The organism is Vibrio sp. 1401 (genome assembly GCF_033340295.1).
This window is the reverse complement of the sequence record NZ_JAWOWF010000210.1, coordinates 1-883: the sequence shown is the minus strand read 5'-3', so window position 1 is coordinate 883 and position 883 is coordinate 1. Positions and strand designations below refer to the sequence as shown.

1 protein-coding gene and 1 pseudogene are annotated in these 883 nt (G+C 47.6%); one reads left to right on the top strand and one right to left on the bottom strand.

The window, feature by feature from the left end:
• On the top strand, positions 1 to 680 hold a 680-nt coding region (locus R7Z77_RS24615), incomplete at its 5' end, for an EamA family transporter (protein ID WP_318136959.1).
• Between the two features lie 66 nt (positions 681 to 746).
• Here the strand turns inward: R7Z77_RS24615 and R7Z77_RS24610 are convergent.
• Positions 747 to 883 (bottom strand): annotated as a pseudogene (locus R7Z77_RS24610) (porin family protein); the annotation flags it as partial.

The following is an 883-nucleotide window of genomic DNA, read 5'->3' as shown; positions in this document are numbered from 1 at the left end:
TTGTGTATCTCGTCGGTTTGATCATGGCGTATAAACATGCCGATGTTGGTGTGATTTACCCAATTGCACGCGCTTTGCCGGTCATGATGGTGGGAGGGTTCAGTGTTGCACTCGGCCATGCGCTTTCATCTCAACAGTGGCTTGGTTTTGTGTTGATCACCTTTGGCTGCATTTTGGTTCCGTTGACTCATGTTCGCCAAGTTTCTTTGGTGGCATATCTAAATGTAGGCGTGTTTTGGGCGTTGATCGCGGCAATTGGCACGACAGGTTACTCTGTGGTGGACAAAGAGGCACTAACGTTACTGACTCAGCAAGCATCAACTATTTTCAACGATCAATACAGCGCGATCTTCTATCTTGGTGCGCAGTTTTGGGCGATGGGCTTACCCGTTTTACTTTGGTGTCTGATCACCAGAAATGATCAAGAGTTGCAAGCGGCTTGGCGAATCCGAAAAAGTGCAAGTATGGCTGGCATTATGATGGCATCGACTTATGGATTGGTTCTGTTTGCGATGACGATGACAGACAACGTGAGCTTAGTTGTCGCGCTGCGCCAGATCAGTATCGTATTTGGTTTATTGATGGGCATTTGGTTGCTTGCGGAAAAATGGTATCTCACCCGAGGTATCGGTGTGGCTTTCATCCTTGCAGGCATTGTGTTGTCTTTAGAAGGTGCTTGAAGCGCATCAACTAAAAGGCACCCGAAGTTCAAACGGACTCCAGGTGCCTTAGAAAAGAGGGATGAGTTAGAAACGCATTTGTGCGCCAAACATCACGCCACCAGAATCAAAATCGCTGTTTTTGGCGTAATTGTATTCTAAGTTCAAACCAAAGTGTTTATAGCCCCAAGCGACACCTGCTGCGGCTTCTCCGCCAAGGCTAG